A 15206-nucleotide genomic window follows, 5' to 3' on the forward strand; every position below is an offset into this window, starting at 1 on the left:
CGATGTCATGAATATTTTATGGTTTATTCCAACACATGGAGACGGCCGTTATTTAGGTTCAGCAAAAGGGGCAAGACAGGCAGACTATCCATATTTTAAACAGATTGCTCAAGCAGCTGATCAGCTTGGTTATACAGGGGTCTTGCTGCCGACTGGGAGGTCATGTGAAGATCCATGGCTGACGGCAGCTGCTTTAGCTGCTGAAACCACTCATTTAAAGTTTCTCGTGGCTCTTAGACCAGGGCTTATGCAGCCGTCTGTTGCTGCTAGAATGACGTCTACATTAGATCGTCTTTCAGGTGGAAGGCTGCTGATTAATGTGGTAGCAGGGGGAAGTAAAGAGGAGCTTGAAGGAGATGGGTTATTTATTTCTCATGATGAACGCTATGAGGCAACAGAAGAGTTTTTGACGATTTGGAAGCGGTTATTGAAAGGAGAAAATGTACAATTTCATGGAAAACATCTACAAGCAGAAAATGGCCGGCTGTTATTCCCGCCAGCTCAAACTCCCCATCCACCAGTCTTTTTTGGCGGATCATCAGCAGCAGGAATTCAAGCGGCCGCCAAGCATACAGATGTCTATTTAACTTGGGGCGAACCGCCTGCACAAGTAAAAGAGAAAATTGTTCAAGTGAAGAAACAGGCTGAAAAGGAAGGAAGAACGGTGAAGTTTGGCATTCGTCTTCATGTGATCGTGAGAGATACCGAAGAGGAGGCATGGCAGGCAGCAGAACATCTAATTCACCATTTGGATCAAAAAACAATTGATGAGGCGCAAAAAGTTTTACAGGGGATGGACTCAGTAGGTCAAAGACGAATGGTGGATTTGCATCAAGGGAGAAAAGACAAGCTTGAAATCAGCCCAAATCTTTGGGCAGGCATTGGCTTAGTACGCGGCGGTGCAGGAACAGCACTCGTCGGAGATCCGCAAACAGTAGCAGATCGTATCATAGAATACCAGTCTCTAGGCATTGATACATTTATATTTTCTGGTTACCCGCACCTAGAAGAAGCTTATTATTTAGCAGAGCTTGTTTTCCCGCTCCTTCCATTCAAGAGATCGGGGGATACAGGACTCTCTGTGCCAGCTGGTGAAATCATTGGGAACAATCATTTTCCAGATGCAGCCTCTGCTGCTAGTTCCTCATAAATATGAAAAAGCAAAGCAGTCTGCGATGGCTGCTTTGCTTTTTTTCATAGAATAGGAGCGAGTCATATGTTGTGTACTGCTGAACAAGGTAAGGGCTTTTTTCCCAATCGATTTTCTTGTATATACATATTTTCAGAGTCAAGAGAAGAAGGAAAATATACTCACTCTTTTATCGGAATGATCAGTAAATATTTCATAATTGATGTTATTACGACATATAATCAGGACTTTTATATCTGATATATCGGGGGAATTCTTTCTATCTCACAAAAAAGAAAGAATAAAAATGATAGATGATAAATATGGACTATTTGAAAAAGGGAAGAAAAAAGATGGTGCAAATGACATTAAATGGGTTTTGTGGTTCTTAAGAGGTGTTAAAATCTAGTAAATAAGAGAGGGTTTAAACAGATGAAAGTGAATAATTGAATAAAAAGTCACGTTTTAATCAAATGTATGTTCGGTCAAAAATGGGATGTTCTGTAGATGTTTGGCGTGTGACGCCTATGATACGATCATCATAAGCTGGGAGGTGAAAAGTATGACTTATGCAGCGCCGCAAGTTGACTATTCCACTATGGAACCTGCTATTATGGACCAAGCTTGGTTCTTAGTATTTGTTGCTGTCCTTCTTGGATTGGGAGCAACAGTCGTTCTAGGAGCAGCAGTTTGGTGTTTAGCAAACGGCAAGGGTAGCTTTACAGGAGCCGTTCAGTGGGAAAGTGGCTTAAAAGTCCAAATTGAATGTAAGTAGCTATACTTAGGATTCATCTTTTTACTTCTTAGATAAGACACCAGGGCTAAACCGTCTGTGGCGGGCGGTTTAGCCTGATCTGTTTTTAAAGAAAATGCAGACACTTGGAGGTTATATGTTTACGATCGAGAATTTAACCAAAACGTATAAAAATAACGTGACTGCTGTCAATGATTTTCATTTAAAGATCAACCCTCATCAAATCGTTGCTGTTGCTGGACCGAATGGTTCGGGTAAAACAACGATGATTAACTGTATACTCGGCATCATTAAGCATACAGAAGGAAAAATTCATTTGCAGGGCGTCACTAATGATGAACCATCCTTTAAAAAACAAGTAGCCTATGTTCCAGATGATCTGCTGCTCCCTGAAGCATTGACTGGTGCTGAATATTTAGAGTTTGTTTCTTCTATGTATGAATGTAAAACAATTCACAGAAGAAATCAACTAATTGAACTGTTTGATATGGACTCGGCTTTATCAAGACCGATCGAAACCTATTCACATGGGATGAAAAAAAAGACACAGCTGATTGCTGCCTTTATGCTTGATAGTCAATTGGTGATCATGGATGAGCCCTTTAGAGGACTTGATATTGAAGCGGTTATAAACACAAAGAAACTGATGAAGCGGTATGCCGAGCACCATGGTGCGATCTTGCTTTCAACGCATGATATGCTTTCAGCGGAAGAGCTGTGCCAGAAAATCGCCATTATTTCTAAGGGAAATAAAATGGATGAAGGGACAGTCTCAGCCTTAAAGGAGAAGTATCAATCAAGCACACTGGAACAGGTGTTTCTGAAAGCTTCAATGTTAAGTGATAGGGGTGCACATTTTGATGAAATCATTAATCATTTCTAAAATGATGCTTAAAATGTGGCAGCAGGAAATGTATAAGCTCTTTGATACTCAAACGAAGCGGATCATTGTGGTCTTATTCTTTTTGTTTGCCGTCACAATGGGGGCTATTATCGGATACAGCTTTACAGGTGTCTTTATGAAGGCTTTCTTAAATGGAGATGAACGGTCACTTGGATTACTCGTTGTCTCAATGGCGATCAATGCCTCTATTTTTACAAGCTTGTTATTCGTTTTGATCAAGGTCAGAACACCTGAACAAGACCGATTTTCTATGCAGCTCAGCTGGTTTCCGCTCTCTACCTTTCAGAAAAGTTTTGGATACTTCATTCCGATGGTGACAGTGGTGGCAGGACTTGTTTTATTTTTTATCGGTATTCTGCTTTTACCTAATTTTATTGCCCAGGGAATAGGTGTTTTCTTTATCTTTACTTTCTTTTTGATGGTGCTTTTGCAGTCGCTTTTTGTCTTAATGCTCCTGCAGTTTATTTACAATATCACTTATTTACTCGTTTTGAAATTAAAATTACCGTTGCAAAAATTTGCAGCGATATTTGTTTTATTGGCACTCGTTGTGGCGTATGGATTGACGCATTTTGATATTAGCCAAATTCAGCAATCATATCTACAGTTTGATTATCATTTGATGTATTTTACAGCACCGTTTTTCTTAGCGGCACAAGGAATGTCTCCTGAAGGGGTGAATTATGCCATCTTGATTCTGTTCATCCTCTTATCGGCAGGCGGCGCATTTCTTTCTCTTGCGATGATGCCGATTATGGCAGAGAAAAAAGCGTTAACCTTTTTACACAAGATGCCATTCTCTTCTTCAAAAAAGTGGTCACTTATTGTGAAGGAAATGAAGTCACAGGTACGGAATGAAGAAAACATTTTAAACTTTCTTATTCTTCTCATAGTGATCTTATTCGTTCGTTATCAATTTGGATTCCGCTTTGAAGAAGAAGCGTTTTTTGTTCTATGTGCTCTTGCTGGATTAACAGCCTTCAATTCGTTTGGCAATGATAAACGAATGCTGGGGATGTATAAAACATTTGGCCTGAGATCCTGGGAAGTGGCTTTGTACAAGTTTATCGGTCTTCTGCTTGTTGGTGTACTGCAAATTGTTTTATTCATGCTGACAACGCTGACGCTTCCTGATCAAATTTGGCACGCGTTGATTGGTGCGGCTGTCTTATGCAATGCCACTGCGCTCTTTTATGTAGTAGGTATTTTACTTCCTCTTGATCGAAACAATCCCTACACAGGCATATTTTCATTTGGAGCGCTTATTTTACTCATGATTCCGATTGTTTTTATTGGGAACTATGTCATAGGGGCATCGAGTCAAATGCTTCAATGGCTGCTTGTCGCTGCATTTGAGGGTCTGCTCATCTTTGCCATATACAAAGGTTTTTCATGGAGGTATTCACATGATTCAACTTCTTAACAATAAGCTAAAGATTGAGCGGGTACCGGAACTAGCGCCGTATGTGACCTTACAAAAGAGGCATCTTACGGATACGCAGTATGGAAGCACACTCCCGATCAATGAAAGTGCCTATCATATGTTAACGAAAGTGGACGGTAAAAGGACAGAAGCGAGTATTACCGCAGAGCTCGCCGATTTATTTCAGGTCGATGAGTCGGTGATTGCTCGTGACTTTTATCAGCTGATGACGGGATTGAATCAGCATCACTTGCTGTCCATTCATTATCATTCACCGTATCGGATTGTGACAGCCTGCTGTCAATTTTTCAAGCAGTATCAAGTCAAAATGAAGGAACGATTTGATTGTACTGGTCACTCGTTCCTTCACATTTTTGGAACGGCTTTGCTCATGGTGACGCGTAAAATCATCTTTTTCTGGCTACTTTTTATGGTCATGGCAGGGCTCGCTTTTTTATTCATTCCTGATCCATCGATTGCAGCCATTGCCATTTATTTTACGATTATTTATTTCGGGTTAATTACCGGAACTGCCTTACATGAGGCGGCACATGGCTATGCGCATCGAAAATTTGCAGGGCGAGATGGTCCTCAAGGCTTTTTTGCGAGTGACATGATGTCAGTGAAGTTTGTAAGACCCGTGTTAGATCCGTTTCAGAAAAAGCAGGTGTGGATCACGCTGCTTGGACCGCTCGTTCCCGGTGTGATTGGCGCAGCAGGCATCATTGTGACCATTTTATTTCTAAAAGAAAATCCGGTTTCAACAGGTTTTTTCATTTTTTCAATCTCGTATTTTATCCAATTACTCTATCTTCTTCCGTTTATGGGGGATGGTAAATCCATTATGAAGCAGCTATTGCTTGGGGGAATGGGAGGACAACGATCATGAACGTACAGGCGATGAAACAAGGCGCAATAGTTGGTGGTTTTCTAGGGTTCTTAGGCTTTCCGATGCTGACAATCGGCGTATTGTTCTATCATTTATTTCAATCAAAAACGAATGATGCTTTATTATTTAACAGTCTCGCTTTTGAAATGGAAGGCTCGTCCGCATTTACTTTTCAGATCAAGCCAAACTTTTTTATTTATATGATTGTGATTTTTGCTGCGAGTTTTCTCATTGTGGCATGCCTATCAGCAATAAAGCAGAAAAGAGCGAAAGGTTAGGAGAATTCTCCTAATCTTTTTTTGTATGAAAAACCAAATTTTAGTATAATAAGAAATAAAAAACATCAAAGGGGATCACAATGTTTAAAAAATGGAGCATTCTTTTATTCACAGTTTTTCTATTAGCAGGATGCGGCGAGAAGGCTGCAGAAACAACGACAACCGAAAAGACGGTTTCGACAATAAAAACAGAGCCTGCTACTAAAAACCAAGTAACCATCGAACAAATGAAACTCTCAAAAAAAGAAAAAAACTTACTAGAAGCAGCAACGACTAATGAAAAGGTGGCTCTGACACTGAAAGGATTAACGAAGAAGAACAAGAGTATTACGTTTATCGGGAGCCATTACAAAAATGGCCGATTAGTGAATAAGGAAGCATCATCTGCTACCTTTACTTTACACCAGAATGGAACCGACCAAACGGTGAATGTACTTCTTCAATTACATCATGAGAAAGATACATATGAATCACAATTTAGTATTTGGTCAGATAAAAAGAATGATGGGATGACGAAAGCGACATCAAGCTTTCCGTTCAAAGTAAGTGACTATGTATTTTCTGCACAATCTGAAACTGTCAAAGTGGCTTCAGGAGAAAAGGCTCTGATTGCGTATACAGCGGCGATGGGGAAAGACGGGGGTTCAACTATATTTGAAGAGATTGAGAAGAATCCAAAGCAAGCGCTGAAAAATAAGTCACATGCATACTTATTTTATATCCAGCTAGATAAATAACTATCGTAATATATACGGAGAATATGAATTTTTTTGACGAAAAATCTTCATATTCTCTTGACGAATTGTTAAGAAAGTTGTAACATAATAAAAGTCAACGCGATGACGTTGCTTTTAAAAAATTGATGCGGGTGTAGTTTAGTGGTAAAACCTCAGCCTTCCAAGCTGATGTCGTGAGTTCGATTCTCATCACCCGCTCCAATACATAATTTTGTTTATAACGCAGTATTTCGTTTCATAGATAAACGAAGTGTTGCGTTTTTTATTATGTCAGTATAATGTGAAAAAGCACTGTCAGGCTACAGTGCTTTTTCAATGAGTTCATATTTGCTTTCTCCCCCATGTATTTGTACAAACATCTTCGTCAAGGATTGAATAAGAGCTTCACTCTTTTCCCGGGAAATAGATGGAGGGAAAAGGATGATTTGAAGAATGTTCTTTGTGTCTGGAGAAATATGTGCTGTACTTGCTTGAGAAAATAATCCATTCAGTCCTGCGCCGTCCTGCCATTCGATGTGACCAGCCTCATGTTTTGTCAGTGAAAGCGGTCCTTTGATGCGATCGGCATCTAATGTCAGGATGGGTAAGAAATATTTTAGTGAGAAAAATATCGACAAATCCTGTACGGAATTGGTCGAGTCAATAAATTGTTCCTTTTGGATATCAGAAAGAAGTGAAAGGAAAGGAACATCTTTTAAAAGATCCGTCCATTCTTTGATGGCTGGTACTTCTTCTAAGACTTTATCTTCGTATTCAAAAAATAAAGATTCTTGAAACAGGCGTAAGCGGCCTTTTAACATTTGAGGTGATGTGCCAACTTCAATATGCGAATATTCAATCTGCCCAACATGGATAGACGGGTTTTGAGGATGAGAAATTTCCATATGTATCTTCACAGTGACTCACTCCAATCGGTCATGATACACTCGTATTATACTGAAAACAACAGAAGAAACAAAGAAAGGAGGTTTGCAAGGTGATTCATGTTGGAGAATTAAAAGAAGAATTGATTCAATATGCGAAAGAAATTGGTGTCGATAAAATTCGATTTGCAAGTGCCGATACATTTGATTCATTAAAGGACCGCCTCATCTTACATGAATCGTTAGGGTATTTGTCAGGTTTTGAAGAGCCTGATATTGAAAAACGAACAAACCCTTCTTTGCTGCTTCCGAAGGCCAAATCAATTGTTGCGATAGCGCTCGCGTACCCTTCCAAAATGAAAGATGCTCCACGAAGTACAAAGGATGCGAGAAGGGGGATCTTTTGCCGGGCTTCATGGGGAACAGATTATCATGTCGTGCTGAAAAAAAAGCTTGATATGCTCGAAGAATTTTTGCGGAGCAAGCATGTCGATATACGGACAAAATCAATGGTGGATACAGGAGAATTGTCTGATCGTGCTGTAGCAGAACGTGCTGGCATTGGTTTTAGTGCAAAGAACTGTATGATTATCACGCCAGAGTTTGGATCTTATGTGTATTTGGCTGAAATGATCACAAATGTCCCGTTTGAGCCGGATGAGAAAATTGAAGAGCAGTGCGGAACATGCAATAAATGTGTGGATTCGTGTCCAACAGGTGCGCTTGTGAATCCTGGACAGCTGAATTCTCAGCGGTGCATTTCATTTTTAACGCAGACAAAAGGGTTTTTACCTGACGAATTTCGTTCGAAAATAGGAAATCGATTGTACGGGTGTGATACGTGTCAAACTGTCTGCCCGATCAATAAAGGAAAAGATTTTCATCTGCATCCTGAAATGGAACCGGATCCTGAAATTGCAAAGCCGCTGTTAAAGCCGCTTCTGACGATCAGCAATCGTGAGTTTAAGGAAAAATACGGTCATGTTTCAGGTTCATGGCGGGGGAAAAAGCCCATTCAGCGGAATGCAATTTTGGCACTCGCTCATTTTAAAGATACATCTGCCTTACCAGTGTTAATTGAGCTGATGCACAAGGACCCAAGACCGGTCATTCGGGGAACAGCTGCTTGGGCAATTGGGAAAATTGGCGATGATCAGCAGCTCCCAGAGCTGGAAAAGGCCCTTGAGCGGGAAAGTGATGAAGAAGCGAAAGCGGAGATTGTGAAAGGGATTGAGCTCCTGCAGACACCTTTAAATACTAAATAACATCCCTGTGAACATAGAATGAACCAAACAGAGATTTTAAAAAATGTTTGGTGGTGTCTGTGTGAAACAATTATTAGAGAAAACTTTAGAAGACAGGCTGGCGTATTTAATCAATGACCGTGCAATCAAGCAGCCGCAGCTTATGTCTGATGTGGAAGCAGTAGAGCGGAAAAAAGAGCTTTTTGCTAGAAGACAGGTTGAAATTGTGAAGGCGAAAGCAAAAACAAAACTTCTCGATTCATCCATTCAAGATGATGGGGCTCAGCATGTGCAGTATCTTGCTCATCTCACTTATGTATGCAAGGATGTAGACGATTCTTTCTATTTAGAGGAACAGGTGGAAAAAAGAGAAGCGTTCCTTTATAACGACATGCTTGTCAAAGATCGGATGATGCTAGAAGAGCGGCAAAGGGAAGAGCTTATGGATGAGCGCTTTCAGACCGAAGAACAATTCGGCAGAGCTTTTCACTATGACCGGCGGGCAGCTGTGCAGTATGCGGAGACTTACTGGAATAAGCGGAATCCAGCCTATAAAAATTTTGAAGATAACTGTACAAATTTTATTTCACAATGTTTGAAAGCAGGGAATGCGCCAACAAGAGGATATCCGAACCGCGGGTCTGGCTGGTGGGTGCGTCCGCATACGTGGAGCTATAGCTGGACGGTGGCTCATGCGATGAAAAATTATTTAGCGAATTCGAAAGCGGGTTTGAGAGCAAAGAAACTCAAAGAACCACGCGAGCTTCAAATTGGAGATGTCATTTGCTACGATTTTGAAGGTGATGGAAGGTATAATCATACAACCATTGTTGTTGATCATGACAAAGGCGGAATGCCTCTTGTGAATGCACAGACGTATGACTGCCGCATGCGTTATTGGTCATACGAGGATTCGACCGCCTATACACCTGCTATTCGATATATGTTTTTTCACATTTTGGACGATGCCGCGAAAGGTAGTTAGTGGTATAATGTTGAGCGGAAAAGAAAATTAGAGGTGAACTTTTTTGGGACTTCATGTCGTTTTATATCAACCAGAAATTCCAGCTAATACTGGAAATATTGCGCGTACATGTGCAGCAACAAATACAACCCTTCATCTGATTCGTCCGCTTGGTTTTTCGACAGATGACAAAATGCTGAAGCGTGCAGGACTCGATTATTGGAAATATGCCAATGTGGTCTATCATGATTCACTTGATGAATTGTTTGAGGCTCATCCGAAGGGGCAATTTTTCTATATCACAAAATTTGGCCAAAAGCCGCATACGACATTTGATTACTCTCAGCTGGATGAAGACTATTTCTTCGTCTTTGGCAGAGAGACAAGTGGATTGCCAAAAGATTTGATTGAACAGAATATGGACCGTTGTCTTCGCTTACCGATGACAGAGCATGTTCGTTCTCTGAATCTGTCGAATACGGCAGCCATTCTTGTATATGAGGCACTTCGCCAGCAGCAATATCGCGATCTCATATAAGATCATGATAAAAGCCGAGATACTGATCTCGGCTTTTTTATGTGAGATAAGATAAAGATAGATGAAAAATATGACTTAATTATACTTTTTTTGACATGTTAAAAATAGGTAGTATGATAGATTGTGATGACGTTTTCAAAAAATGATGAATCCATTAGGAGGAGTAATGAGATGAAAAAGCTACTGATCACTAGTGCCATTAGCTCAGCAATTTTAATGGGGACGATTCCAGTCAGTATTCCAGGACTCTCTCAGACGCAGGAGATAGAAGCAGCTCAGCTATCAAAAGGGATTGGCGGGCGTACTTATATCAATAGTAACGGATCCATATTGGTCACAAAAATTCAGCTCCCTCCCGCAATGAGTGTGTCAAATGGTACAGCTTATATTTATTCTGGATTCACAGGTTCAAAGGAAGCGGATATTGGGCTTCAATACAGTCCAACCTATAATGTGTGGAAACCTACGATGAAAGTGGGAGCAAATAATCAAGAGACATATATCGAAGGAAAAAATGACTTTACGTATACAAAGGGATTTAAACCTGGAAGTACTGTTCAAATGACGATTTATAAAAATTTGAATGGGCATACAAGAGCGACGTTCTGGGGTACAAATAATGTTGGCTATACCGGCCGCATTATTACAGAAATTCAAAACTCAAACATTGGCGCTGTGACCAAGTGGAAACTACTGTCGACGGTAGCAGTAACTGACGATATTTATCGAAAAGACATCCGTGCGAACTTCTCTACTCGTTTTACTGACATCACATTGGATAATCGTGCTGTCACACCTGTGGTCGATACCCAAGACTTTACGAAGGTTCAGGTGTCAGGGAATACAGTGAATATGCAAGTGCTGAAAACAACGAACTAAATGAAAAAAGGATGTTCCGCAAATGGAACATCCTTTTTTTCATTTCCCAGGCTTGCCTTCGTAGCCAGCAGTGAAAATGGATACTAAAAACGTAATGATGACGCCCATCATAATGACCGTTCTCATATAAGCTCCCCCTTATCCCTTTGTTCCGTTCGCTGCCTGTTTCATATGATGTGAAGTTCACCTTGAAAAGCAGGAGAAGAAAATCATTTTTCTCCTATTTTTCCTTTATTATGAAGGGTCTTGCGGATGGTTGTCAATTCAGTTTGCCAATTCGTCATTTTGAAGAACGAAAGCATGTAATAGGACGCCTCCGCATAGATTGTAAAACAGTATCTGATTTCTAGCTTCAATCTTGAAAGAGGAGGTTCATATGGATATTTTAAAGAAAATCGAACAGCACAGAGAAGAAGAGCAGCGTCTCAAATGGGAAGGCACATTCAGCGATTATTTAGACATTATTAAGGAAAATCCACTTGTCGCTCAATCTGCTCATTCTCGCGTTTATCATATGATTAAAGATAGCGGGATTGAAGAGGAGAATGGGGTCAGAACCTACAAATTTTTTGATCAGGAGCTGTTTGGGTTAGAGGAATCACTCGAAAGATTAGTGGAGGAATATTTTCACCCTGCTGCAAAGCGGCTGGATGTCAGGAAGCGTATTTTATTACTGATGGGACCAGTAAGCGGAGGGAAATCGACGCTTGTCACTAGATTGAAAAGAGGACTTGAAGAATATTCACTGACAGATCATGGCGCAGTTTATGCGATCAAAGGCTGCCCTATGCATGAAGATCCGCTTCATCTTATTCCGCAAAATTTGCGGGAGGATTTCTATAGAGAATATGGGATTCGTGTGCAGGGGAATTTATCGCCTCTGAACATGATGAGACTGGAAGAGGAATATGGCGGCAGAATTGAGGATGTAAGGATCGAGCGGATCTTTTTCTCAGAGGATAAACGGACCGGCATTGGTACCTTTAGTCCGTCTGATCCGAAATCTCAGGACATTGCCGATTTAACAGGAAGCATCGATTTTTCAACCATTGCCGAATTTGGATCAGAGTCAGATCCCCGTGCGTACCGCTTTGATGGAGAACTCAATAAAGCAAACCGAGGGATGATGGAGTTTCAGGAGATGTTAAAGTGTGATGAGAAATTTCTATGGCACCTCTTGTCATTAACGCAGGAAGGAAATTTTAAGGCAGGGAGATTCGCCTTGATTAGTGCAGATGAATTGATCGTCGCTCATACGAATGAAACCGAGTACCGGTCGTTTATTTCAAATAAAAAGAATGAGGCTTTGCATTCAAGAATTATTGTGATGCCAATTCCTTATAATTTAAAGGTCACAGAAGAAGAACGCATTTATCATAAAATGATTTCAGAAAGTGATGTCTCAGATGTGCATATTGCCCCGCATACGCTGAAGGTAGCAGCAATGTTCTCCATTTTGACGAGATTGAAAGAGCCGAAGCGTTCTGATATTGATTTGGTGAAAAAAATGCGTCTGTATGACGGAGAAAGTGTCGAAGGCTTCCAATCGGTCGACATTGATGAGATGAAAAAGGAATTTCATGATGAAGGGATGAGCGGAATTGACCCGCGTTATGTAATCAACCGAATTTCATCTACCATCATTCGAAAGAATATGGAATCGATCAATGCTCTGGATGTCCTGCGCTCCTTAAAAGAAGGGCTTGATCAGCATCCATCTATCTCCAGCGAGGACCGGGAGCGTTATTTGAATTTCATCTCAGTCGCGCGAAAAGAGTATGATGACATTGCGAAGAAGGAAGTGCAAAAGGCATTTGTGTATTCCTATGAGGAGTCCGCGAAAACGCTGATGGATAATTACTTGGATAATGTTGAGGCTTATTGCAATAAAAACAAGCTGCGTGATCCGTTAACGGGTGAAGAAATGAATCCTGATGAAAAGCTCATGCGTTCAATTGAGGAGCAGATCGGCATTTCTGAAAACGCCAAAAAAGCATTTAGAGAAGAAATTCTGATTCGTATTTCGGCTTATGCGAGAAAGGGAAAACGCTTTGATTATAATTCGCATGAGAGATTGCGAGAGGCCATTCAGAAGAAGTTGTTTGCCGATCTAAAAGATGTGGTGAAAATTACGACATCGACGAAGACACCGGATGAACAGCAGCTGAAGAAGGTCAACGAAGTAGTGGCTAGATTGATTGATGAGCATGGCTATAATTCAACAAGTGCAAATGAACTTTTAAAATATGTAGGCAGTCTTCTGAATCGTTAATAAATGAAGGAGGCATTATTGGCGCATCAGCACCGGTAATGTCTTTTTTAGAAATGATCGTCAACTTGGATGACGAGCAGCATAGGATAAAGGAATCGATGGTTAGAAGAATTGTGGAAAAAGGTGAGGAGGGGGATGGATGTCCCGGCAAGAAAAAAGTCAGTTTATTGTGTCTCAGGAAGACTGGTCCCTCCATCGAAAAGGCTATGACGACCAGCAGCGTCATCAGAAAAAAGTCAAAGAGGCGATTAAAAACAATTTGCCGGATCTTGTCACAGAAGAAAGCATCATCATGTCGAATGGAAAAGATGTTGTTAAAATTCCGATCCGTTCATTAGATGAATATAAAATTCGTTATAACTACGACAAAAATAAACATGTAGGTCAAGGGGATGGAGACAGCGAGGTTGGCGATGTTGTTGCGCGTGACGGCTCAGACAGTAAGCAAGGTCAAGGAAAGGGGCAGGGCGCTGGAGATCAAGCTGGTGAGGATTATTACGAAGCAGAAGTCTCATTAATGGATCTCGAGGAAGCACTGTTTCGTGAACTGGAGCTGCCAAACCTCAAGCAAAAGGAGCTTGACGACATCATTGTCGAACAAATTGAGTTTAACGATATTCGCAAAACCGGGTTAACAGGAAATATCCACAAAAAACGAACGATGCTCTCGGCATTTAAACGAAATGCGATGACAGGGAGTCCATCCTTTTATCCCATCTACCCGGAGGATATCAAGTATAAAACGTGGAATGAAGTGACCAAACCAGAGTCGAAAGCCGTCGTTTTGGCGATGATGGATACGAGCGGAAGTATGGGTCTTTGGGAAAAATATATGGCGAGAAGTTTTTTCTTTTGGATGACACGTTTCTTACGGACAAAGTATGAGACAGTCGATATTGAATTTATTGCTCACCATACAGAGGCGAAGGTGGTAGACGAAGAACATTTCTTCTCGCGGGGTGAGAGCGGGGGGACCATTTGCTCGTCTGTTTATCGAAAGGCACTAGAGCTCATAGACGAACGATACCCGCCGTCGCGGTATAATATTTATCCTTTTCATTTTTCTGATGGTGACAATTTGACATCAGATAACGCCCGGTGTGTGAAACTTGTTTCTGAGATCATGAAAAAAGCCAATTTATTTTGCTATGGTGAAGTGAATCAATACAACCGGCATTCTACGTTAATGTCAGCATACAAGCATATTCAGGATGAGAAATTTAAGCATTATATTTTGAAGCAAAAATCAGATGTTTTTCTCGCACTAAAAAAATTTTTTCAGCAGGAAGAAGTTCATTCATAACGAGCACATTTGATAAAACCTTTCAGCATAAGGGCTGAAGGGTTTTTTGTGTGGAGAAGGAAGGGATCACCAGAAAAAAAGTAAAACTTTCTCTTTGACATTTCAATTTTCATTTATTAATATTTAATCTTGTTAAATATAAGTTTTTCAAAAAAGATGCCGATCGTCTTTTCTTCTTTTTCTGCTCCTTGCTCATAATTGAACAATAAATATAAATGGGCTGCACACCATGTTTCGGGCGGGGGTAGATCAAGGGAAAAGGACAGATTGTTGAGCTTGTTTCATATTCTGTCAGATGATGGGCATTCTAAGTTTGCTAAAGCAGATGACACTATATTTTTATACATGAAAGGAGAAACAAAACATGAACAGAGGGCGTTTATTGCTAACGAACATTATTGGCCTTATTGTAATTCTTGCCATTATTGCCGGAGGTGCTTATTACTACTACGAAAGCACAAACTTTGTCAAAACAGATGAGGCAAAAGTGACAGGTGACATGTATCAAATCACAGCTCCAGCAGCTGGACAAATCAAAGGCTGGGATATCAACGAAGGTGACGAAGTGGAAAAAGACAGCACAGTTGCAAAAGTTGAAGGACAAACAAAAACAAACATTAAAGCAGTGGCTGATGGCACATTAGTCAAAAAAGAAATCCAAAACAACCAACAAGTGCAGCCTGGTACAGTTCTTGGTGAAACAATCGATTTAAGCAAGCTTTACATCACAGCAAATATTAAAGAAACAGATATTAAAAACATTGAAAAAGGCGATAAAGTCGACATCGTTGTAGATGGAGATCCTGATACAACATTTGAAGGAACTGTTGAACAAATTGGTTATGCGACAAACTCAACATTCAATATGCTACCAGCAACAAATTCAAGTGGTAACTATACAAAAGTAACGCAAAAAGTAGCAGTGAAAATTTCAATTAAAAATCCATCAGACAAAGTACTTCCAGGTATGAATGCTTCTGTCAAAATTTCATCTTAATGATGATTGATACCAAAAAATGAAAGGAGGTT

The 15206-nt window shown here is 40.5% G+C and carries 15 protein-coding genes and 1 tRNA gene; 15 read left to right on the forward strand and 1 reads right to left on the reverse strand.

Annotated features, from left to right (window positions below):
- The first annotated feature begins 7 nt into the window (after positions 1-7).
- The 8 genes from ssuD (at position 8) to QSJ46_RS15050 (ending at position 6315) form a co-directional block, all read left to right on the forward strand.
- Positions 8-1150 carry an FMNH2-dependent alkanesulfonate monooxygenase gene (gene ssuD / locus QSJ46_RS15015; RefSeq protein ID WP_285604940.1) on the forward strand — a complete coding sequence of 381 codons (1143 nt, stop codon included), beginning with the start codon at positions 8-10 and terminating at the stop codon, positions 1148-1150.
- Positions 1151-1691: 541 nt separating this feature from the next.
- Complete coding sequence (locus QSJ46_RS15020) at positions 1692-1904, forward strand: hypothetical protein (protein WP_003211695.1); 213 nt, start codon at positions 1692-1694, stop codon at positions 1902-1904.
- 115 nt (positions 1905-2019) lie between these two features.
- Positions 2020-2766 (forward strand): ABC transporter ATP-binding protein, encoded by a 747-nt coding sequence (locus QSJ46_RS15025; protein ID WP_058838756.1) that lies wholly within the window; start codon positions 2020-2022, stop codon positions 2764-2766.
- A complete protein-coding gene (locus QSJ46_RS15030; protein WP_039177376.1) occupies positions 2744-4210 on the forward strand; it encodes a hypothetical protein in 1467 nt (488 codons plus the stop codon). The genes QSJ46_RS15025 and QSJ46_RS15030 overlap by 23 nt, the downstream gene beginning before the upstream one ends.
- Positions 4194-5099 carry a PqqD family protein gene (locus QSJ46_RS15035; RefSeq protein ID WP_285604941.1) on the forward strand — a complete coding sequence of 302 codons (906 nt, stop codon included), beginning with the start codon at positions 4194-4196 and terminating at the stop codon, positions 5097-5099. Before QSJ46_RS15030 ends, QSJ46_RS15035 begins: the two co-directional genes overlap by 17 nt.
- Complete coding sequence (locus tag QSJ46_RS15040; RefSeq protein ID WP_041089539.1) at positions 5096-5377, forward strand: hypothetical protein; 282 nt, start codon at positions 5096-5098, stop codon at positions 5375-5377. The genes QSJ46_RS15035 and QSJ46_RS15040 overlap by 4 nt, the downstream gene beginning before the upstream one ends.
- Positions 5378-5457: 80 nt before the next feature.
- Entirely contained in the window at positions 5458-6114 is a 657-nt protein-coding gene (locus tag QSJ46_RS15045) for a hypothetical protein (RefSeq protein ID WP_047202856.1), read from the forward strand.
- Between the two features lie 127 nt (positions 6115-6241).
- A tRNA-Gly gene (locus QSJ46_RS15050) sits at positions 6242-6315 on the forward strand.
- A gap of 98 nt (positions 6316-6413) precedes the next feature.
- On the opposite strand, the gene QSJ46_RS15055 is transcribed toward QSJ46_RS15050, so the two are convergent.
- Positions 6414-7010 carry a hypothetical protein gene (locus QSJ46_RS15055; protein ID WP_224927855.1) on the reverse strand — a complete coding sequence of 199 codons (597 nt, stop codon included), beginning with the start codon at positions 7008-7010 and terminating at the stop codon, positions 6414-6416.
- Positions 7011-7093: 83 nt separating this feature from the next.
- Between QSJ46_RS15055 and queG the strand changes: the two genes are divergently transcribed.
- From queG to QSJ46_RS15090, 7 genes are all read left to right on the forward strand, one after another.
- Positions 7094-8242: a tRNA epoxyqueuosine(34) reductase QueG gene (queG, locus tag QSJ46_RS15060; protein WP_107163883.1), complete on the forward strand. Its 1149-nt coding sequence runs from the start codon at positions 7094-7096 to the stop codon at positions 8240-8242.
- Between the two features lie 61 nt (positions 8243-8303).
- Positions 8304-9206, forward strand: coding sequence for an amidase domain-containing protein (locus tag QSJ46_RS15065; protein ID WP_039183034.1), 903 nt, complete (start codon positions 8304-8306; stop codon positions 9204-9206).
- 43 nt (positions 9207-9249) lie between these two features.
- On the forward strand, positions 9250-9723 hold the full coding sequence (gene trmL / locus QSJ46_RS15070) for a tRNA (uridine(34)/cytosine(34)/5-carboxymethylaminomethyluridine(34)-2'-O)-methyltransferase TrmL (protein WP_034282301.1): 474 nt from the start codon (positions 9250-9252) through the stop codon (positions 9721-9723).
- 171 nt (positions 9724-9894) lie between these two features.
- Positions 9895-10602 (forward strand): YrpD family protein, encoded by a 708-nt coding sequence (locus QSJ46_RS15075; RefSeq protein WP_039177393.1) that lies wholly within the window; start codon positions 9895-9897, stop codon positions 10600-10602.
- 376 nt (positions 10603-10978) lie between these two features.
- Complete coding sequence (locus QSJ46_RS15080) at positions 10979-12874, forward strand: PrkA family serine protein kinase (RefSeq protein ID WP_107163795.1); 1896 nt, start codon at positions 10979-10981, stop codon at positions 12872-12874.
- 139 nt (positions 12875-13013) lie between these two features.
- Positions 13014-14177, forward strand: coding sequence for a sporulation protein YhbH (gene yhbH, locus QSJ46_RS15085; RefSeq protein WP_034282299.1), 1164 nt, complete (start codon positions 13014-13016; stop codon positions 14175-14177).
- A gap of 364 nt (positions 14178-14541) precedes the next feature.
- Positions 14542-15174, forward strand: coding sequence for a biotin/lipoyl-containing protein (locus tag QSJ46_RS15090; RefSeq protein ID WP_039177397.1), 633 nt, complete (start codon positions 14542-14544; stop codon positions 15172-15174).
- Positions 15175-15206: the final 32 nt, after the last annotated feature.

Source organism: Bacillus sp. YKCMOAS1 (assembly GCF_030268125.1).
Taxonomy (GTDB): Bacteria; Bacillota; Bacilli; order Bacillales; family Bacillaceae; genus Bacillus; species Bacillus safensis.

Coding starts and splice junctions, on each gene's coding strand:
- QSJ46_RS15035 (WP_285604941.1), top strand. CDS start 4,194: ATGATTCAACTTCTTAACAATAAGCTAAAGATTGAGCGGGTACCGGAA.
- QSJ46_RS15025 (WP_058838756.1), top strand. CDS start 2,020: ATGTTTACGATCGAGAATTTAACCAAAACGTATAAAAATAACGTGACT.
- yhbH (WP_034282299.1), top strand. CDS start 13,014: ATGTCCCGGCAAGAAAAAAGTCAGTTTATTGTGTCTCAGGAAGACTGG.
- QSJ46_RS15075 (WP_039177393.1), top strand. CDS start 9,895: ATGAAAAAGCTACTGATCACTAGTGCCATTAGCTCAGCAATTTTAATG.
- QSJ46_RS15090 (WP_039177397.1), top strand. CDS start 14,542: ATGAACAGAGGGCGTTTATTGCTAACGAACATTATTGGCCTTATTGTA.
- QSJ46_RS15080 (WP_107163795.1), top strand. CDS start 10,979: ATGGATATTTTAAAGAAAATCGAACAGCACAGAGAAGAAGAGCAGCGT.
- ssuD (WP_285604940.1), top strand. CDS start 8: ATGAATATTTTATGGTTTATTCCAACACATGGAGACGGCCGTTATTTA.
- QSJ46_RS15020 (WP_003211695.1), top strand. CDS start 1,692: ATGACTTATGCAGCGCCGCAAGTTGACTATTCCACTATGGAACCTGCT.
- QSJ46_RS15040 (WP_041089539.1), top strand. CDS start 5,096: ATGAACGTACAGGCGATGAAACAAGGCGCAATAGTTGGTGGTTTTCTA.
- QSJ46_RS15045 (WP_047202856.1), top strand. CDS start 5,458: ATGTTTAAAAAATGGAGCATTCTTTTATTCACAGTTTTTCTATTAGCA.
- QSJ46_RS15030 (WP_039177376.1), top strand. CDS start 2,744: ATGAAATCATTAATCATTTCTAAAATGATGCTTAAAATGTGGCAGCAG.